10 protein-coding genes are annotated in these 17,239 nt (G+C 35.8%); 8 read left to right on the top strand and 2 right to left on the bottom strand.

Annotated elements, in window-relative coordinates; all coding sequences use genetic code 11:
* Positions 1-681: 681 nt before the first annotated feature.
* The 5 genes from CRI88_RS05080 (at position 682) to CRI88_RS05065 (ending at position 8,000) form a co-directional block, all read left to right on the top strand.
* Entirely contained in the window at positions 682-1,512 is an 831-nt protein-coding gene (locus tag CRI88_RS05080) for a YiiX/YebB-like N1pC/P60 family cysteine hydrolase (protein ID WP_101966454.1), read from the top strand.
* Between the two features lie 173 nt (positions 1,513-1,685).
* Entirely contained in the window at positions 1,686-2,801 is a 1,116-nt protein-coding gene (locus tag CRI88_RS05075; RefSeq protein ID WP_101966453.1) for a hypothetical protein, read from the top strand.
* A 19-nt stretch (positions 2,802-2,820) separates the two neighbouring features.
* Positions 2,821-2,973: a hypothetical protein gene (locus CRI88_RS22415; RefSeq protein ID WP_180957773.1), complete on the top strand. Its 153-nt coding sequence runs from the start codon at positions 2,821-2,823 to the stop codon at positions 2,971-2,973.
* A gap of 572 nt (positions 2,974-3,545) precedes the next feature.
* Positions 3,546-5,438 carry a stalk domain-containing protein gene (locus CRI88_RS05070; RefSeq protein WP_058845003.1) on the top strand — a complete coding sequence of 631 codons (1,893 nt, stop codon included), beginning with the start codon at positions 3,546-3,548 and terminating at the stop codon, positions 5,436-5,438.
* 69 nt (positions 5,439-5,507) lie between these two features.
* Positions 5,508-8,000: an S-layer homology domain-containing protein gene (locus tag CRI88_RS05065; protein WP_101966452.1), complete on the top strand. Its 2,493-nt coding sequence runs from the start codon at positions 5,508-5,510 to the stop codon at positions 7,998-8,000.
* 90 nt (positions 8,001-8,090) lie between these two features.
* Here the strand turns inward: CRI88_RS05065 and CRI88_RS05060 are convergent, their stop codons facing one another.
* Complete coding sequence (locus tag CRI88_RS05060) at positions 8,091-9,350, bottom strand: HlyD family secretion protein (protein ID WP_180957772.1); 1,260 nt, start codon at positions 9,348-9,350, stop codon at positions 8,091-8,093.
* Entirely contained in the window at positions 9,347-10,024 is a 678-nt protein-coding gene (locus tag CRI88_RS05055) for a hypothetical protein (RefSeq protein WP_101966450.1), read from the bottom strand. Before CRI88_RS05055 ends, CRI88_RS05060 begins: the two co-directional genes overlap by 4 nt.
* A gap of 555 nt (positions 10,025-10,579) precedes the next feature.
* Between CRI88_RS05055 and CRI88_RS05050 the strand changes: the two genes are divergently transcribed.
* The 3 genes from CRI88_RS05050 to CRI88_RS05040 all read left to right on the top strand — a co-directional run bounded on the left by CRI88_RS05050 (position 10,580) and on the right by CRI88_RS05040 (position 17,023).
* Positions 10,580-14,629, top strand: a complete 4,050-nt coding sequence (locus tag CRI88_RS05050) for a cell wall-binding protein (protein WP_257982873.1) — start codon at positions 10,580-10,582, stop codon at positions 14,627-14,629.
* Positions 14,630-14,822: 193 nt separating this feature from the next.
* On the top strand, positions 14,823-15,890 hold the full coding sequence (locus CRI88_RS05045) for a CAP and S-layer homology domain-containing protein (RefSeq protein WP_036124284.1): 1,068 nt from the start codon (positions 14,823-14,825) through the stop codon (positions 15,888-15,890).
* A 221-nt stretch (positions 15,891-16,111) separates the two neighbouring features.
* Complete coding sequence (locus CRI88_RS05040; protein WP_036124282.1) at positions 16,112-17,023, top strand: C40 family peptidase; 912 nt, start codon at positions 16,112-16,114, stop codon at positions 17,021-17,023.
* Positions 17,024-17,239 lie beyond the last annotated feature (216 nt).

Genomic DNA, 17,239 nt, shown 5'->3' with positions numbered 1-17,239 from the left:
ACTTTTTTAGCTTCAATTAACACGTTCTTATCAAATTTAAGGGCTAATTTCGTGCTTAAATATGCTAATCTTATAACCTTCATAATGAAATAACGTTCCCAAAAAGGTTAGGGAAACAGCCACCCCCTATTCAATTGAATAGGGGGTGGCTGTTTATAATCAGTATAAATGTTATTCGGGATAAGGTTAAATGGTCGAAACCCGAATGACCTTTTAAGGGCCGTGAGGTCAAGGCTGGACAAAAACAGTTTAAACGGCGGGGTAGCGCTGAACCTAACGAAATTGAAGGGTAGTTTTGCAAAGGCAAGCGCAAGTAAGAGCGGGTCCTTATTCAAGCACGTCTTCAAAGAACCAGAGAGATGATTATTGTTCTACAATTTCTCCTCAACAATATAGAAAAGGTCCTTCGGGTACTTTTTCGCCAATTTTCAATCGATGTATTTAAAAGATATTGGCTACATTTTTCCATAAGGGAATAGCTGGAGCTACTTTGCAGAAGTTATTTTAATAGCTTCTATTCAAAAATGGTAATCATTACTATATATGTTATCAATAATATATAAAACCTTTTTTTGTTAAATAGTTTATTTTTTCCTTTTTGTGTGATATATTTGCATCAAGAATCGATTCGAATATATTGCAATGTATTAAAGAAATATAAATTTTTTTAGGAGTGGAATTATGAAAAATAAAATGATTAAAATGTCTGCTATTGCTGTTATTTCTATTAGTCTTTTTAATTTTGGAACTAACGCAAGTCTTGCAAAAAGTGAAGGAGATAGTTTTGAACAACTTGTTCAAAAGTTGGAAGAGACAAAAAATTATATTCAATCTGGTATTGAATTATCAATTAACGAAAGAGACCAACTATCAATAGAGAATTACAATATGTTACATGACTATTTAGAAGAAAATCCAAACATTGATCATGAAAAAAAAATATCAATTGTAGATCAAGTAAATGACCTTGATGTTATAATATATGATTCTCAATTAGAAAATAAATCAATCAGTTATACAAATAATGATGATACTGCTATTTCTCCATTTGCTTTAGAGATTGGTGGTGGAACTTCTAGATATAAAGGAGATATTTTAATTAGTAACGTAGCTAAATCTTATGATGTTATTCGACATGGACATACTGCGTTAATGAGTACAATTCCTAATTACGTTGTTGAAGCTGTTCGTTCAGGGGTTGTACATAATCCCGCTTCAGTTTATTGGGGTCAGTCACATATAAATGATGAAGAATTATATTATGTTAAAGATGCCCCTGATTCTGCATATTTAGCAGCATATCAATTTGCGGTTGATCAAGTAGGTGAACCATATAATGTAAAAACTGGTTTTGACAATAATGATGAATGGTACTGTTCAAAACTTGTATACAAGGCTTGGCAATCTGCTGGCTATAGAGTTGGACCAAAAATGGGTCCTGTATTGCCGATTGACATTGCTGCTAGTGGTAACACAATAAAATATTCTAATGTGCCCAAAAATATGTTCTAAGATTTATTACATATGGGTTGTCTTAAAAGGGGTATTTTAATCAAAAATGCCCAAATAGCGAAAGCAGAAACGTTGATTTAACAACATTTCTGCTTTTCGATTTTCACATAAATTCATTTCAAAAAGTCCTTTTTATACAATTTTATATAATTATAAGAAATATAGGTGTAAATATGAAAATATTGAAATTTTTTGCTGTTTTTATCACTTTATTATTACTTTCAAGTTGTGAAGAACCTATAGTATATAAAGAATCCGAAAAAGAAATAGATATTATTGAAATTAATGATGTTACAAATTTCACAACTGATAGACAGGGAGATTATTTAGTGTTTAATTTAATGGATCCTGTTGCAGAAAAAGGATATATACAAGAATTTAATTCAAATGGTGAAATTATAAAACGCTATGAAATTTCGGATAGACTTTTCGCTCCTTCTAACATTTATTTTTTCCAAAATAAATACTATTTTGCTAGTAGTGGATATTCAGGCGATTCTAAAATCATGTCGTACAACCCAAATAATTCGAAAATCTCGTTTATTAATACAGGTCAAAATGACTTTGTAGAAAGATTCTATATGGATGACGATTCAAAATTTATTATGACAAATATGGATAAAAATTTAGATAATAAATTTTGCAAAATTGGACCCAATAAGTGCATTGAATTTCCTGAAAATTACAGAATACATGATATTACAATACTTGAAGGTGCTCCAATTGTAGTAGGGATTGTAAAAGATGCACAAGAAAATAGTGAGGATATTTTAAAAATAAGGAAATATAATGAGGACTTAGAAATTATAGATGAAGTTAATTTAAACCAGTATCCTAATTATTTTTCTTTTACTGGTAAAAATAATAAACTATATTTATTTATGTATAGTGGAGATATTGTAGAAATAAGTAGTGATTTAAAAGTAAGCACTTTTTCTTCTGACTTTACAGCTATAATGGATGATATAGTTAATATAGAATTCAAAAAAAATTTAATGCTAGAGAATGGAGATCTTTTGATCAATATTGTTTTAAACACTATTGATCAAAAATTAAATTTTATAGTAAAAGTATCATTTAGTACTGGTTCTCCTCAAATGGAGATAATAGAAAATACAGCTAATCAAAATCTTTTAAATGTTGATTATGATGCCAATGAATTTTATACAGCTTCTTATAAAGAGGATAAAAATGTAATTTCTATATGGGATTCAAAAACTTTAAAAATAAAAAATAAGTTTATGCTTGATAGTACATATAGCGTTTATTTAGTAGATAAGATAAACTAGTCTAAAATCAAATTTTGATATGCGAAAATCTGTTGCTAAACGACCATTAATTCAATACTTACGACATAGTAATAACCAACAATTTAAACATATTTTAGATTCATTAAATTTAGCGATTTGGCAACTACTCAGCCTCTCTTCACGATTAGAAGAGGGGTTTTTAGTACGCTGAGCATGTGCTATAACCTGTTATTTATATATTGCACAAGTGAAATTAATACACTACAAAAAACGAATTCGATATCATCTAACTAAGTATCATTAACGAAAATCAGCTATATTCATAGTGTTCACATCTGTCCAATTAAGCATCATCCAACCTAGAGATGTTTTGAATGCAGTAATCCTCAAATACTTCATTTTCTATGGTGATTACCCAAAAGTTATGTAACTTTTTTTTATAAAACGAGTCTACTTAAGAAAATATAACTTTACTGGGAGTTCTAATAGTAATGAAGTTACTTATCAAATATTATGCACATATAATTTGATAAAAAGCTGACTTCATTACCTTTAAAATACAGTACGATGGGGGTTATACATAAGGATTTATCAAGTAGCAATGAGTTTGATAGAAAATGTTCATGGAGATTTGGAAATAGCCTTTTCTTTCTATGAAGCTTTTGAAGGAGAGGGGTTAGCACTCTAGTACCGAATTCAACACTTTTCGATAAAAATCCCACATTTTAGGGTTTTTTCGTGTTAAGATGTTAAAGACTATGGAATGTGAAAAAGGAGATTAGCATGTTTAAGAAACTTAGGAATACATGTATTGTATCGGCAGTTGCTTTGGCTACTATTTTGCCTGGACAAGCATCTGCAACAGCTATTAGTAAAGATGGAATTCAGATAAAAAACAATGTTTCGATTACGATTAATGGAGAGACGATTAGTGTCAATGACCCTATCTTAAATAAATCGGATTTCTTATTATTACCGATGCGCGCATTATATGAGGCGATTGGTGCGAATGTGGAGTGGAATAAGGATACATTGACAGCGTCAGCTACTCGAAATGGTAAGCTTGTCGATTTAACGATTGACTCTATGAACGCATTAGTAGATGGGGAAGAGGTGGCGATGGATGTCGCACCGTTTATGTATAAGGACCGAACTTATATGCCATTACGCTTTGTCAGTGAAAACTTTGATGGCACTGTGAATTGGGACCCCGATACTCAAAGTGTAGATATTACGTTATCTGATGAAACACCAGAGCAACCTCAAGAAAACCCATATATTTTACATATTAATAATCATCGCATTGTGATGAAAGATCCAATTGTGATGAAGCAATCAAGATCCTACATCCCAGCGAATTATATATATGAATACCTTGATGATTCAACAGGCATGTGGCTACCAGATAACTCTTTTGAATTACAAATAGCTGGCATGAGCTTTGTTTTTAAGGATAACAGTAATCAAGTTTTAGTGAATAATGAAGTTGTCACTTTAGAAGAGGTTCCTTTTGTTCAAAAAGGGAAGATGTACGTTCCTATTACCTTTGTAGTGAATGCATTAGGCGGAAACTTGCGTTATATAAGTGAAAAACGAGAAATGTATTTATATGTCTATCATTATATGTATACAAGCTCTTTCCTTGAAAAATCATTTGGCTCAACAGCTTATCCAGAAGCCGTTCCTTCTGCTCGTTTAGAGGGAGATCGTGATTTATTTATAAGTGACAACCCAGAAACTTTAACACGTAAATTAGTTCCTAAATCTAATGCTACGCTTGCACAATACGATGTTAATGCAACAGCAGCAACGAATAAGCACCGTATCTTTGGTTGGCATTATAACACATTAGGGACAGATGTGAAGCTTGGGATTACGGTTCAAAATAAATCTACTACAGAGAGTATTAAGGTAACAGAATCGAAGGGCATTAACCAAAAAACTGGGAACAGCTGGGTAGGCCACGATATTGGTTTAACGATTGCTGATGCTGTTTTAAATAACAAGCTTCAAAGATCAACAAGTAAAGGTACTGTGATTGAACCAGGAGAAACAAAGGTTATTGAAACATACGATTTAGAATACGACTATATTATTGGTTTTTTACATGATTTAGATATCCAAGCGGCTAACGGTGGAAAGCCAGAGTATACAATTCGTACAGTGCTTACAAAGGATAATAGTGACTTAAGAACGATTCAATCAGAGCAGGTTGCTGTTGATGAATATGCTAAACATCCAAGGGGTGCGTGGCCAAGTGCTACAATTCTAGCAGAGCTACCAGCCTATACAGTAGATTCTCCAGAGGTAGGCTATAACATTTCTAACGGTCGTACAGACCATTTACAAACGGCTGAAAATTCCTTCTCGCAAATCAATGGAGCAGTAGGGAATCCAGGTCATTTTGGCATGAACTATAAGGTGTCGATTCCAGTGGTGAATTCATCTGGCACATCAAAAACGATTAAGATGAAATTAGCTGGTCGTGGTGGTTTATATAGTGGTGCTATTAAGGTCAATGGCAAAGTATATTTAGTGCCTTCTTTACGAGTAGGAACAGAATATGTTGAGCTGCCAGAGTACACAATTGATGGTTCATCAGGAACAATTGAATTAGAACTAATGCATGCTGGTGGTGTCAATCTTCCAGTAGCTATCTATGTAGGAACAAAATAAAAAAGTCACTGGCACGGGTCATGTGACATGAGATCGTGCCATACTTTGAATATATTCGGAGTGAAGAAATTGGCAAGGAAACTAGTAACAATTATTGTAGCCCTATTTGTGCTTATACTAACAGTTAGCCCAATCAATGGACAAGCAGCTGGTTTAGGCAATAAAGTCAGTGAAGTTAAAACGGAGGTTTCACCACAGGTAACACATATACAGCAAAGCTATACTTCAGGTTCTATTCGTGAGTTTGTAAATGTTTTAGATGTTAATTTAAATAATACATATACAAAATTAGAAATCGGTATGCCCAATCCTATTAATTCATTAAAAACAACATCAGCGATGGCAAAGCAAAATACGTATGATGGACATCGTGTTGTGGGAGCTGTCAATGCTTCTTACTTTTTAGGTAATGGTATGCCCGCGAACTTGTTAGCGGAAAAAAATGAAATAGTGAACTATGGTATTTTAGGAGATACGTATGATAGCCCAACACAAAAACCAGTTGCGTTTGGTTTATCAAAATCAGGGAAAGCGATAGCAGATTATTATACAACAAATCTAACGTTCCAAGTGAATGGCAAAAGCTATCCTATTGATCTCATTAATAGTGAACGAGGAACGAATAAAACAGTTTTATATACACCTGAAAAAAGAACGACAGGTACGAATACATGGGGTGTAGAATTAGTGGTGACAGGTGCTAGCCAAGATACAAATGTTTTGCATTTTGGCGATCAGTTTTCAGGCACAGTTTCGCATGTAACAGCCTATGGGGCAGAAGGTAACTCATCTGTACCAGCGGATGGCTTTGTTATTTCTGTTCAAAATAAAGAGTTAGCTGCTGAATTAAGTACAATTACTTCAGGCACGAATGTGGATGTAAGCTTATCCATTGATCAAAAATGGATGGATGCTCAATTCATTTTAGCTGCTGGACCAATGCTAGTGCGAAACGGCAAAGTAGATATTTCGATGCCGACGAATTCTGGTTTTGCTTCAACACGTAGTCCACGTACAGCAGTTGCAGTGGATGCCACTGGTACGAAGGTATCTCTTGTAACAATTGATGGTCGCATAAGCGGTCACAGTAATGGTGTGAATTTATCAGATTTAGCTTCTCATTTAATTTCAATGGGCGCTTCTTCGGCTATTAACTTAGATGGAGGCGGCTCTACAGCGATGGTCGTGCGTAATCCAGGTGGCTATTTTGCCAACCTAGTGAACAGACCATCAGAGGGCAGTGAACGTCGTGTATCAGCCATTTTGCAGGTTGTGAATACAGCGCCACCAGGACAAGCAAAATCGATTACATTAAGTAGTGTCAGTCAAGTAATGAAAGGTTCGTCTGTAGATATGCAGGTAGCAAGTGCCTATGATCAATACTTGAATCCGATGACGATCAACCCAGCCAATATGAAATGGACTGTGGAAGGAAATATCGGGAAAATGGATGGGGCAACCTTTACTGCTACACAAAAAGGTGAAGGGGAAATTATCGCAGAATATGAAGGAATCCGTACGTCTACACCTGTAAAAGTAATAGACTTAGCAGAAAAACCTATCGTACTAGATAGCTTCGATAATGCGTCATCTTGGACAACTGAAGTGGCAAAAGCCAATGCTTCATTAGCAAACTCTAAAGAGTATGCTAGACAGGGAACTGCTAGCTTACAATTAAACTATGATTTTACGACAGCAGGCACAGGCACAAAAGCGGCCTATATGGTTGCTAAGACACCAATTGCTATGACAGGTCAGCCTAAAAACATCGGTCTTTGGGTATTTGGTGATGGCGGTAAGCATTGGCTAAGAGGTGTAGTTGTTGATGGTTCTGGCGCTAAGCATACGATTGATTTCACAAGTCAGGGTGGTTTAGACTGGAATGGCTGGAAGTACGTTACGGCGAATATTCCGAGTGATTTAGCGCAGCCATTGAAATTTGAACGTTTATATGTTGCTCAACCAACAGCGTCTCTTCAAAAGAAAGGGCAGCTATACTTCGATCAATTACAGGCTGTCTATAAAGATAATCATGAGGAATTAATTTATACAGATGTTGCAAAAGGACATTGGGCATTTTCTGAAATCCAAAGCCTAAACAATAAATTGCTTATTAAAGGGTATGCCAATGGAACATTTAAGCCAGAAGCATCGATTACTCGTGCAGAGGCAGCGACAATCATTGCTAGAGCTTTAAATCTAACAACGACGAAGGATTCAAGCTTTAAAGATGTGAGTAAAGGCCACTATGCATACAGTGCCATTGCTGCCGTAGAGCAGGCTGGCATTATTAAAGGGCAAGAAGCAGGGAAGTTTAATCCAAATGGACAGCTTTCACGTGCAGAAATGGCTGCGATTTTAACAAGAGCGTATAAATTAACAGGTACAAGTAAGGTAAGCTTCACAGATGTTAAATCAACACATTGGGCATATAGCAATATCCAAGCACTTGTGGCGAATAATTTAACTGGAGGTTTCCCAGACAATACATTTAGACCAGATGCACAAATTACACGTGCTCAATTTGCAAGCTTCTTAAATAGATGCTTATCATTCAAATAATATTGATGAATCCCCTGTAGTTACTACAGGGGATTCGTTCGTAGCAAAAAAATCCGCTTCGCTCATAAGAGAGCGAAGCGGATTTTTTATTTAGAATACAATGTATTTCACATATTGTTTCCAAGTTAAATCTTTAAAATGGCTCCATTGTATTTTCTCAACAGGCAATGTGCGGAAGGTATAGGCTGCAATATTACGTTTCTCATTAGAGAGCATTGGCGTGCCTTCCTCTACATAGTCCATAAAAATAGCGGATTTCGCTGTGTTAAATTGCACATTGATATCGATCAGCTGGATTTTGCCCTCCTGATTGATAATATAAAGCTTTTTATTTCCTTTTTTAGTCGTCGCTAGCCACGATTTATCGACTTTGTAAGAATCGAATGCTTCATTGACAATAATGGATGCCTTGCCTGTAGTTGAAAATGGGATGTCCTCTAATGGAGCATCTTGCTGTAACGTTACTTCATAATTTGTTGGCTGTGGTAAAGCTGCTGTTTTGGCTAGCTCATTTGCCCAAAATGTATGATCATCTGTAGCGATCATTTGTTTTTCTAAAACCACACCTGATAAGGCATCTTTAACATGTTTGACTTTAAAATCAACGGTTTGGCCTTCCTGTACCTTTTGCCATTCCTTTTCTGATAAATAGGCATACATTGCTTTTTCATTAGAATAGATTTCAAACGTTACTGTACCAGCTTCTTCTTTAATGGCAGATACGATACCGTCAATAGGGCTGACAATGCCTTGACGAGATTGAATTTGTGTAATTTGTGCTTCAATTAGCGCAATTTGACGATTTGTTTCGGCAATATGTCGATTTAACAGTGCAACGGCTGTCGATGCTGAATTTTGTTGAGCAAGCTCTAATTTTAGCGTAACAGATAGTTTATCATTGATTTGGTCCGTATTAATCGAGCTTTTCGGATTAGAGCCATCTCCATATTCATCCTCAATTTGGTCGAGTGCATCCTGTAAATCACTTAATTCTGTTTCATAGGCAGTACGTTCTGATTCAAGCTTTGTTATCTCTTCATCTACCTCATCAGTTTGATAGGTAGCAAGCAAATCATTCATCATCACTTCCTGACCACGCTTTACATTCACAGCCGATAAGCTAGTTGCATCAGCCGTAATCGTAAATGTTTCAGCAGGTGCTACAATCGTTTCTTTATTGACACGCTCAGTATTTGTGCCGATATAGGCTTTTTGAAACTCGTCGATAAAGTAGGATCGTGTGATGTTGCTATCATTCTTGAACACTAAATAAGCATTTATACCGATTACTAGCATCGCCAACACAATGGTCATACTTGTCCATGGTCTTGCTTTGATAAATGCCATCATCCTAACCCCCTAGCAATCCATTCTTTTATTGGTAGCACACTAATCATCCCAACAAATAAGGCCATAAATAGTTGTACACCAATCAATTTGACTACTAATATTTTTCTACTAGCTGCTTCCTCCCATTTAGATAGGAATAGATACTGCACAATAATGATTAAAACGGTCGTTACTGTCAATTGGTTGATGCTAAATAAGACGAAATCTGTTTCAATCACCTGTAGGGCAGCTGGAGCTAATGAGAAGAATGAAAACATTGTTGTATAGCCTACTGCGTAGAAAACAGCAAAGAGAATTGCTTTTTCGATTAATAAGAAGGCAACAACATAAAGCTGGACTTTTTTAATCCAAGAGTAAGGAATGTCCGTTAATAGATGTAATAGATAGGTAACCCCATAATAATGGAAGCAAAAATAGACGATTGCCCATAATACAGCACCGAGCATGGAAAGTACGCGTGCTACAAAATAATCATTTTGTTGATCCATTGCGAATAGGGTCGTTAAATTTTCCGTCCCCATTCCCCAATATTCGCGTACAGTATACAACAGGATAAATAAAATAAACACTGATAATACGCGTTTCTTATATCCGATGACCTCACCTTCCTCTACTATGTTTGTAAAGTAGGCAGGATTTTTTAAGCTATGCCAGAACTTATAATGGTAAAACATAAACAGCGTCCTTTCTTCCAAAATAGGATTTCAAAGTTGTAGTATACACCTTGTAAAAAGATTATGACATATGAAATTAGCTGTTTTTTTTCATTAATTTCGTAGAAAAAATCATATGCCGTCACTACATGTCGGTTGATGTAAACATCACATAAATCTATTGTATAGTATAATTGAAATAACTTCCTGTTTTTCTAGCTAGTAAATTTGAAAAATTATTTTTGATACTCATAATTTTGTAAATATACTAGAATGTCTTGAAAACATGATATTTATACCGATACTAAAGTAATGATTATCAATTACACTTTGCTGTAATTACGTCCGGATTTTTTCGAGCTTGCTCGAAACGTTTTATTTCAAAATCTGTGACATCCGCCAGAGGTATTGGGGCTACTTGATGCTGGTCACAGACCTTCATTACTACAAGACGTGGCACATTTAGACGGTGTTCCCTTATTTCGGTGGGCATTTAATTAATCGATGAAAAAAGTAAAACAAGAATTTAACTCTGTATAGTGGAAGGGGATAAATTCTGAATCAAGATAATTGAAAATGAACATAATCATTTTCCCATACATAAAAGATGAAAGGGTGGTTCGATTGAATCGAAAATTGACAGCAGGGGTCATAACAAGTCTTTTACTTGCACCTACGGCTATAGCGAATGCACAGGAAAATGATGCGCAAACTCGTGTGACACCACAGACAGAGCAAGTTGGCTATGCCAACGCGGTAGCAGCTGCTACGACAAGAGAGCAGCTCATTGCAGAATATGGTAAGTTATCTGAAAATTCTTCAGGTGATGAAATGGTGATTGCAGAAGGAAATCTCATTGTTGTACAAAATTCTGGAGATTTTAATGTTGATGAAAAAGCAATTATAAAAGCGAAGTATGAATATGTAGTAAAACATCGCGAGCTATTAACAAAGCTTAAAGGAATGGGCAATAAAGTTAATGGAATTTTGTATTCAAGTAAAACGTTTTTTGAAGAAGTTGAAGCTGTAAATGACGAATATGTTAAATTTTTAGGAGAAAAAGAACCAACAGATACAACATCCTATCTATATGTACAAGCTCAATTTAAACAGGCCGTTGATACAGCGCTTATAAATAACGCAAGTAGTATTGCTCCTACTATGCGTAACTCGGTGTTGCAATATGGTTATGATAAGGCAGCACGTGATGCGTATTTTGGCAAAAAAGGACTGGACGTTGGAAAACTATCAAAATTAGGTAAGGATGTAGAAGCTACTGAATTGATTGCTAGCGAGCTAGTGGATTTAGTTAATTTATTGGAGAGTTCTGCAAATTTTGAAGATATTTCGACTGCACTAAACAGTTTTACAACTGGATATAATACCTTAACTGCAGATCAAAAGAAGGTGGTTGAAGCTTATAATCCAAACGATGCTTCCGTAACGCCCTTCAAAAAATATAAGGACGCTCTAACGAGTCAGTCTGCTGTAGAAAAAGTTATTTTAAGTATTAATCAGCTGAAAGCAAAACAACCATCTGAATTCACATCAGCAACAAATTTCATTAGTGCGGTATCGTCTGTTGAAAAAGCATATAACAGCCTTGATACGGCATCAAAAAATTTGGTGACAAACGCTTCTATACTTGAAGAGTATAAAAAAGCGGCTGAAATTTCCAAGCGAATTTCAGCACTACGTGTATCAAGTGATGCTGCTTATCGTACAGAAGTAGCTTCAATTAAAGATATTTATGATAATCAATTAACCCTAGAAAAGGGATATATAAAGAATGCGGCTGATTTTGAAATAGCGGTCGCGAATATTGCTTCTGCACAACAGATTGAAGGACTCATCTTGGCAATTGCAGGTGCTTCAGATAAAGTACAAGCAATTAAAGATGCTCGAACTGCTTATGATGCTCCTCCAGCACCATCTGGAACAACAATCAATGCGGCAAATGTCAAAAAAATTGTTAATAATCTAGCAGAGTTAACGAAGTGGGAAAAGGTTTATAACGCGTCTTTAACTGTGGATAAATTAATCGATAGTATTGATCCAACAGCTTCTACTTTTGAAAGCAAGACATTAGCTGCACAGGCTGCTTTCAATAAGCTTGGAGAAAGTGAAAAGACGTTAGTTCAAGGCACAAATAAACTGACTCTGTTTTTCAAATATGCGGATGTATCGAAAAAAGTGAATGCACTAAATTCTTCTGTGTCTGACTACAACGCACAGCTTGCAACATTGAAAAATGCAGTTGCTGCTTTAGATGCATCGGGCAGTGAATATGCAGCAGCGCTTGATAATATCAAAGATAAACTCAATGAAAAATTAACAGTTCTTACAAACGAAGCATCAGCAGTAACAGATGTTATGAGCAAGATCGACAGTTTAAATACATCATCTAATCTCGTACAGGATATGCTAGATGCCCGTTCAGCTTATAATGCACTACCATCAGCAGCAAAAAGTCGTGTAACGAACATTAAAGTTTTAACAGATTTTGAAAAATCACATAAAGCTGTTGTGAATGTCATCTCACTCTTTGAAAAACTTGATCCATCTTCTAAAAGCTATATTTCCAAAGCGAAGTCAGCTTTTACTGCTTATGCAAAGCTAGATGACAATAATAAAGTATATGTAAAAAATTACAAGGATTTAAAAGATATAGTACCAGTTGTAGATGTCATTGTTCAAATTAATGCTTTAAATCCTTCTAAAAAAACGTATAAAGTGGATGTAACAAAAGCAACAGAGGCATACGCGGCATTAGCAGATGCAACACTTCAAGGAAAGGTTGTCAATTATGCTGACCTAATAAAAGCACAGGGGTATATCGATACAGCCAAAAACTTTGATGCCCATGTCGCAGCATTGGCGAATGAGAATCCTGACACATTTGTCAAAAAGGTAGCCGACCTAGCTGCAGAATATAAGGCGATGGATAAAAATGTTAAAAAGCTGGTGGAAGAGTACAAAACGTTAAGTGCGTATGAAAAAAACAATAAGGCTGTAGTAAAGGTTATTCAAATGATTGATGCCTTAAACCCAACAAGTAAGGATTATACGAAAAAGGTACTTGCTGCACGCAAAGCCTATAATGCGCTTGATACAGTATCACAAAAACGAGTGACGAACTATGATAATCTGACAGCAGTTGAGGATGTAGCTTCTTTGATTGGTCTTATTGCTTCATTAAAGCCAACGAGTAAAACATTCTATCAGGATATGAAAACAGCTCGTGAGCTTTACGATTCACTACCTGAAGCGAAACAACAAGCTATCATCAACTATGATGCTCTGGTGGCAGCAGAAAATGAACAGGGCTTAGCGCAGAGCGTGATTGAGCTTATTAATTTAACAGAAGAACAAGATGCAGACTATTTAACGAAGCTGATGAATGCACGAGTAGCCTATGATAAGCTGTCATCGAATCAAAAGAAATTAGTGACAAATATTAAAGATTTAACAACACGTGAAAAAGCGGTTAAGCCGATTTTAAGTGTGATGGTTCAAATTAATGAACTAGATCCAGAAGCGCAAAACTTTGTTAGTAAGTTTAACGCCGCACGTAAGGCCTATGACAAACTATCAAAGGATCAGAAGAAATATATTGATAATATTGATATACTCTTAAAGTTTGAGCCCGTTTCTAATGTGATGGAATTGATTAGCAAACTAAAATCTTCTAATAGTACATTCCTTCAGGATACATCACGAGCCCGTTCATTGTACGATGCACTGCCTGCTGATTTGCAGCAATATGTGACAAACTATTATTTATTGCAAGCAGCTGAGTCTAGTATTTTAGGTGCTGGGAATGTAATGCAGATGATCAATGACTTACCATCTGTTGATCCAAAGCAATATGTGAAACGTATTCAAGAGATTCGTGCGGCTTATAATGCTTTACCAAAGGATCAGCAGCGAGCTGTACAAAATTACAGAGTGCTACAAGATCAAGAGAAGCTAATTAAGCCTGTTATTACTGTGGTAGAGGATATTGACCGACTATTAACAGCCAAAGATATGAACAGCCAGTATCAAAAGATTTTAAAAGCCTATGATAAGCTCAATGCCGATCAAAGACGCTATGTCTATAACGACCAGCTATTGCTATCATTAGACAACGTGATAAAAGTTTATAATAGCATTGCTAACTTGAATCCGAAGGATAAGTTCTACTTTGGTATGATCGAAGCGGTGCGTAGAGAGTATGATAGCTTGAATACAATAGATAAACAGCGTATTTCCAACTACTCTATTTTATTAGAGGCAGAGAAAAGCATGGCTGACGTCAAGAAAGTGGTTGAGTTAATAGCAGGACTTTCACCAAGCTCGCCAACCTATATTGAAGATGTGGCTAATGCAGTTGCTGCTTATAAAGCGCTGGATTCAAAAGTACGAGGACAAGTCATCAATGAGGATGTATTAAAGCAGGCTGAAAAAGATGTGGCAGCTGTTTTGAAAGTTGTCCAAGCCATTGGCGGCATTGATCCAGAAAGCTCATCCTTCGAGAAAAAAGTATTAGCTGCTCAAAAAGATTATAGTAATTTATCGATTGAGCAACAGGGGTTAGTTTATAATTTCCGCATTTTAGAAGAATATCTAAAAATGATACAATAGTCTGACGAAAAAGGAGTTTCCCCAATGAAGATTGCGGGAAAACTCCTTTTATAACGAGAAAATAATGGTTCTACTTATAAATTTCCAAAAAAGTGAAACTATATCAGATGAAATTCGTATCTTATAATGTGCTTACTTATTTTTATTGCATCATGGATACATATTCATTTGACAGAGTGAGGAGGTAGCCCTGTTGAAAAAAATACTTTGTATAGTGGTCCTTTCAATAGCTGCAACCATAGGAAGTTTAACTAATTCAAGTCAGGTAGAAGCTGCATCTGCAAAAGCTGTAGATGTGACTAGTTCATATTGGGCAAATGCTTCCATTCAACATATGCTCACTAAACAATATATGACTACATATAACGATCATACATTTAAGCCTGAGCAAGCTATTACGAGGGCTGAGGCTGCCGCTACCATTGCTCGTTCTCTCCAGGTAAATGTAGACATTGCGAATTCCGCAAAATTTAAGGATGTTCCTGCAACACATCCATATTACAAGGAAATTTGTCAGCTCGTTCAGCTAGGTGTTATTCAAAAAGGTGATGAATTTCATCCAGAAGAGCCTTTGAAGCGAATGCAGGTAGCGAAAATGCTAACACTTGCCTATCAGTTTAAAGTAGATAGCAAAAACAACAGCCAGTTTGCAGATATTGCTAGCACACATTGGGCAAAGGACTATATCGAATCCTTAGCAGATATAGGCATTGTTAGTGGAGTGGATACAAAACATTTTGCACCGGACCAATTGGTGACGCGTGCACAGTTTGCTGTTTTTGTTGAGCGCAGCATAAATTTTCAGCAAAAGATAAAGAAGCTGGAAGTAGCCTATGATTATTTAGCGAAGCAATATATCCCAACAAAAAACCTTTCTACAGAATGGTCTAAAAAGGTCATTGAATTAATCAATGTGGAAAGAAAAAAGAATAAGCTAGAAACGGTTGTCTATGATCCAGAGCTGACACAAATCGCGATTATCAAAGCACAGGACATGGTGAATCGCCATTATTTTGAACATGTTTCTCCATTTTATGGTGCACCTTGGGATTTAGCGACATTATTTGATTACGATTACACAAGCTTTGGCGAGAATATTGCCAGAAATATAAAAACACCTGAAATTGCTGTAAAGGCGTGGATGGCTTCCACTAGTCATCGAGAGAATATTTTAAAAGAACATTATACAAATACAGGTGTTGCGATAGCACAGGACATCAAAGGAAATTACTATTGGGTTCAAATGTTCTCTAGTCAATAAGTTGTTGTGTAACAAAGAGTCTCTAATATTACAGGAATGTTACGAAAGATCCAAAATACGATAAAAAAATTTCCTTTTGAACGCTGGAAATACCACCAAACGTTGGTATTACAGCGTTTTTTTGCTGTCTAAAACCGTTACACAATTGAAAAATAACAATCGCTTTTTTTGTGATAGTCTATGTATAGGCAAAAAAGTTTTGAGAGGGGTATAACAAAAGTATGAATAAGAAATGGTTATTACCGATTTTTGCATCTTTTATGTTATTTTCAACAGCTCATATAAACACTGCTGAGGCAGCGACTAAAGCAGATGTAACTGATACAGCTTCTAAATACGTAGGTATTCCATATAAATACGGCGGTACAACAACAAGTGGTTTTGATTGCTCTGGCTTTACTTCTAAAGTATTTTCAGATTTAGGCATTCAATTAAATCGCACATCTGGCTCACAGTATCAACAAGGTACTGCAGTAGCGAAAAGCGATTTGCAAGTTGGCGATTTACTATTTTTCAATACAAGTGGTAGTGGTATTTCACATGTGGCTATATACATAGGTGACGGTAAAATGATCCACTCTCAAACTGGTCAAGGCGTAAGTTATTCAAGTGTGAATGATCCATACTATTGGAGCTCTCGTTATGTAGGTGCTAAACGCGTTGCGACATTTGATACACAACAGCAAGCAGAAGTTAAACAAGCAGCAATTGACTTTTCAGTATATGCTTCTCGCGCAGAGGTAGCTGTCCAAATTGCGAAAGCTTTGAACTTAGATACATCTGATACAAATGCTGGTTTTGTAGACGTAAAACCATCCAATGCCCATGCAGGTGCAATCGCAGCTGTGGCAAAACTAGGCATCTTTGAAGGCGATGCGAATGGTAAATTCAACCCGTCTTCACCAATTACACGCGCACAAATTGCTAAAGTATTAGTGGTAGCATTTGGCCTTGAAAACAATGGTGGAAGTGTAGCATTTAGCGATGTACCTCAAAATAGCTGGGCTAATGGATATATTTCGACTTTAGCATCAAATGGTATTACAAATGGCGATGGAGAAGGTAGCTTCGGTTCAGATGAGTTACTTAAAATCGACCAACTAAAAGTATTTATCAAACGAATTCAACAATAAGTTCATAAAGTTAACACTTTAATTGTGTTATAGATTGCAAGAATTGATCTTTTGAATAGCGTATAATGGAAGAAGGGTTTGCAATCGCAGACTCTTCTATTTTTATGATAATTTTGTAGGAAAGGGTGTGACTTGGAAAATTAAATTTTAACAGTTCTATTGTCTGATGCATTATTTAGCTAATTTTGTTAAAATGGACACGTTAAGAGAACAAGA

Source organism: Lysinibacillus fusiformis, assembly GCF_002845985.1.
In the GTDB taxonomy this organism is placed as follows: Bacteria; Bacillota; Bacilli; order Bacillales_A; family Planococcaceae; genus Lysinibacillus; species Lysinibacillus fusiformis_D.
Note: the sequence above shows the minus strand (reverse complement) of the source record. Positions and strands in the feature narration are given on the sequence as shown.

Coding starts and splice junctions, on each gene's coding strand:
- CRI88_RS05080 (WP_101966454.1), top strand. CDS start 682: ATGAAAAATAAAATGATTAAAATGTCTGCTATTGCTGTTATTTCTATT.
- CRI88_RS05075 (WP_101966453.1), top strand. CDS start 1,686: ATGAAAATATTGAAATTTTTTGCTGTTTTTATCACTTTATTATTACTT.
- CRI88_RS22415 (WP_180957773.1), top strand. CDS start 2,821: ATGCGAAAATCTGTTGCTAAACGACCATTAATTCAATACTTACGACAT.
- CRI88_RS05070 (WP_058845003.1), top strand. CDS start 3,546: ATGTTTAAGAAACTTAGGAATACATGTATTGTATCGGCAGTTGCTTTG.
- CRI88_RS05060 (WP_180957772.1), bottom strand. CDS start 9,350: ATGATGGCATTTATCAAAGCAAGACCATGGACAAGTATGACCATTGTG.
- CRI88_RS05055 (WP_101966450.1), bottom strand. CDS start 10,024: ATGTTTTACCATTATAAGTTCTGGCATAGCTTAAAAAATCCTGCCTAC.
- CRI88_RS05050 (WP_257982873.1), top strand. CDS start 10,580: ATGAACATAATCATTTTCCCATACATAAAAGATGAAAGGGTGGTTCGA.
- CRI88_RS05040 (WP_036124282.1), top strand. CDS start 16,112: ATGAATAAGAAATGGTTATTACCGATTTTTGCATCTTTTATGTTATTT.